This window comes from Microbacterium sp. K35 (assembly GCF_004794375.1).
GTDB lineage: Bacteria > Actinomycetota > Actinomycetes > Actinomycetales > Microbacteriaceae > Microbacterium > Microbacterium sufflavum.
Genome location: NZ_SSDM01000069.1, coordinates 1 through 3,349, shown reverse-complemented (window position 1 = coordinate 3,349; position 3,349 = coordinate 1). Strand labels below are relative to the sequence as shown.

Genomic DNA, 3,349 nt, shown 5'->3' with positions numbered 1-3,349 from the left:
GTCCTGGTGGGATGTCGCCGGCCCTCGCCGGAGCGCATCGCCGCGGGACTCACGCTCGTCGCGCTCGTCGTGCTCGGTGTGCTCGCGGTGCGCGACGTCGACATCTCGATCCCCGCGATGGTGCAGAGCTGGGGCAACGCGCAGAACTTCCTGGCCCGCGTCGGCGGCCTCTCCTTCCCGGAGCCCGGCGAGCTCCTGTGGCTCATCGCGCTGACGGTGGGCCTCGTGCTCGTGGGCACCCTGCTCGCCGCGGTGCTGTCGGTGCCGATCGCCTACCTCGCCGCCTCCAACACCACCCCGGGAGCGGGCTGGCGCGCCGCGGCGCGGTTCGTCGGCGTGCTGACCCGCGCCCTGCCCGACGTGGTGCTCGCGATGGCGTTCGTGCTGATGTTCTCGCTCGGCACCCTGCCCGGCATCCTCGCGATCGGCATCCACTCGATCGGCATGATCTCCAAGATGTTCGCCGACGCGATCGAGCAGATCGACGAGGGTCCGCGGCTGGCGATCCGGGCCGCGGGCGGCTCGAAGCTGCAGGAGTTCACCGCCGGCATCCTCCCGCAGGTGCTGCCGAGCTGGGTCGCGACCGTGCTGCACCGCAACGACATCAACCTGCGCGGCAGCGTCGTCCTCGGCTACGTCGGCGTCGCAGGGCTCGGTCTGGAGATGTCGTATGCGTTCAAGGCGCTCAACTACGGCAAGGGTCTCGGCATCGCGCTCGTGATCTTCGCGCTGTGCATCGCGATGGAGGTCGTGTCGAGCCTCGTGCGCGGGGCCATGCTGGGCGAGCAGCGGCAGACGCGCTCCTGGATGGACCGCCTGGTGCACCCCCGGCTGCGCCGCACGACCGCGCCCACCGCCGCCCGGTCGGAGTGGGCAGCGACACCGCAGACCGCCCTCCGCCGCCCCTGGACCGCGCAGCGCGTGCGCCACACCCTCGCCGGGGTCGCCGCCGTCCTGGTCGTGATCGGCAGCGTCGCGGTGAGCCAGATCACCTGGCTCGACCTCTTCACGTTCTGGGCCAAGCTCCCCGAGGTCGCCGCGCGCTTCTGGCCGCCGTCGTTCGGGAACTACGACGCGCCCGCGATGCTGGAGGCCATGCGCGAGACCGTCGCGATCGCGCTCGCCGCGACCGTGCTCACCCTGCTGCCCTCCCTGCTGCTCGGCTCGCTCGCCGCCCGCAACGTCGCCCCGAACGGAGCCGCGCGAGGGACCGCGCGCCTGCTGCTCGTCGGCATCCGCGGCATCCCGGAGCTCATCCTCGCGATCGTGCTCGTCGTCATCACGGGACTGGGCGCCCAGGCCGGCGTCATCGCGCTCGCGATCGGCGGCATCGGGTTGCTGGGCAAGCTCATCGCCGACTCCCTCGAAGAGGTCGACCGCGGACCGGAGCGCGCACTGCGTACGGTCGGTGCGACCCGCCTGCAGACCTACGCGGCCGCCACCGTGCCGCAGGGGACCAGGGCGCTGATCGGGCACAGCTTCTACATGCTCGACACCAACATCCGTGCCGCCACCATCCTGGGCATCGTCGGCGGTGGCGGCGTGGGGTACTACCTGCTGAACGCCAGCCAGGGCTCCCGCTACGAGACGGTGACCGCGATCGTCCTGATGATCCTGGTGACCGTGCTCGCGGTGGAGGGTCTCGCGATGTGGATGAGGAAGGTGTTCCGATGACCCGCGCGAACGACACCGCCGACGTGGTCGTGATCGGTGCGGGCATCGTGGGGCTCGGCGCCGCGTACGCCGCCGTCCGCCGGGGGCTGCGCGTGATCGTGCTCGACCGCAGCGACCGGCCCGTCGGTGCGACCGTGCGCAACTTCGGGCACCTGTGCATCGGCGCCCAGGGCGGAGACGCGCGGCGCTACGCCGACACCTCGCGCGAACTGTGGCTGCGGCTCGCCCGCGACGCCGGGTTCTGGCTGCGCGAGTCCGGCACGCTCGTGGCCGCCAGGCACCGGGACGAGCTGGACGTGCTGGAGGCCGCGGCGCACGACGGCGGCATCCGGATGCTGGACAGCGCCGAACTGCGCCGCCGGGCGCCGCTGCGCGCGGAGGGGCTGCACGGTGGCGCGCTCATCGATGCCGACCTGCAGACCGATCCGCGCACCGCGGCCGCCGCGATCGTGCGCCACCTCGCCGCGAACGGTGTGGACTTCCGCTTCCGCACCGCCGCGACCCGCCTCGCCGACGGACGGGTCGAGACCACGCGCGGTCGCATCGATGCCGGGGTCGTGGTCGTCGCCGTGAACCACGACCTCGACCAGCTGCTGCCCGAGTTCGCCGAGCGGCACGGTGTCGCCCGCTGCGCCCTCGACATGATGCGGGTCGCGGCGACCCTCCCGCGACCGCTCGACGCGCCCCTGCTCACCGGGTGGTCGCTCATCCGCTACGGCCGGTTCGCCGCGACCCCGCAGGCCGCGGCGCTGCGCGAGCGCCTGCACGCCGAACGCCCCGACCTCGCCGCGCTCGACCTCAACCAGATGTACACGCAGCTGCCCGACGGCACCCTGATCCTGGGCGACTCGCACGCGACCGCGACCGCTCCCGCGCCGTTCCAGCCCGAGGCCGCGTTCGCCGCGTTCCTCGCGGAGGCTCTGGCGCTGTTCGACATGCCGGAGCCGCGCGTGATCGAGCGGTGGCAGGGCGTGTACGCCAAGGCCCCGGGCGAGTTCCTCGTCGACCGCGGCGACGACGGCACCCTGGTGATCGCCGCGACCACCGGCATCGGCATGACCTGCGGGCTCGGACTCGCCGAGCTCACCCTCGCCTCGGCCCTCGGCCGGGCACCCGCCCTGGAAGGAACACCATGACCACTCCGATCGAACTCGTCGTCCTCGACATGGCCGGCACCACCGTGCGCGACGACGGCGTGGTGGAGCAGGCGTTCCAGCGCGCCGCCGAGCGCACCGGGGTGGCCGCGCGGCTGCCGTGGGAGGAGGCGCTCGACCACGTGCGCGCCACCATGGGGCAGTCGAAGCTCGACGTCTTCCTGCACCTCGCCGACGGCGACCTCGCCGCCGCGCAGCGCGCCACGGCCGCGTTCGAGGACGCGTATGCGGAGATCGTCGCGGAACACGGCGTGACCGAGATCCCCGGGGCCGCGGACGCGATCCGGAGCCTCAAGGACGCCGGGCTCGCCGTGGCCCTGACCACCGGGTTCGCGCCAGTGACCCGGCAGGCGCTGCTCGACGGGCTCGGATGGGGCGACCTCGTCGACGTGGCGCTCTCGCCCGTGGACGCGGGCCGCGGCCGTCCGGCGCCCGACCTCGTGCTAGCCGCGCTCCTGCGCTGCGGGGCCTCGGCGGTGCACGCGGTCGCGGTGGTCGGCGACACCGTGAGCGACGTGCAG

Annotated in this window: 3 protein-coding genes; all 3 read left to right on the top strand. The window is 73.4% G+C overall.

Annotated elements, in window-relative coordinates:
* Positions 1–6: 6 nt before the first annotated feature.
* Complete coding sequence (gene phnE, locus DW299_RS01895; RefSeq protein WP_136035439.1) at positions 7–1,674, top strand: phosphonate ABC transporter, permease protein PhnE; 1,668 nt, start codon at positions 7–9, stop codon at positions 1,672–1,674.
* Positions 1,671–2,810 (top strand): TIGR03364 family FAD-dependent oxidoreductase, encoded by a 1,140-nt coding sequence (locus DW299_RS01890; protein WP_136035438.1) that lies wholly within the window; start codon positions 1,671–1,673, stop codon positions 2,808–2,810. Before phnE ends, DW299_RS01890 begins: the two co-directional genes overlap by 4 nt.
* On the top strand, positions 2,807–3,349 hold a 543-nt coding region (locus tag DW299_RS01885; RefSeq protein ID WP_136035437.1), incomplete at its 3' end, for an HAD family hydrolase. The genes DW299_RS01890 and DW299_RS01885, both read left to right, overlap by 4 nt.

What these genes read in the sequence shown, in the direction of transcription:
- DW299_RS01890 (WP_136035438.1), top strand. Translation starts at nt 1,671, where the DNA reads ATGACCCGCGCGAACGACACCGCCGACGTGGTCGTGATCGGTGCGGGC.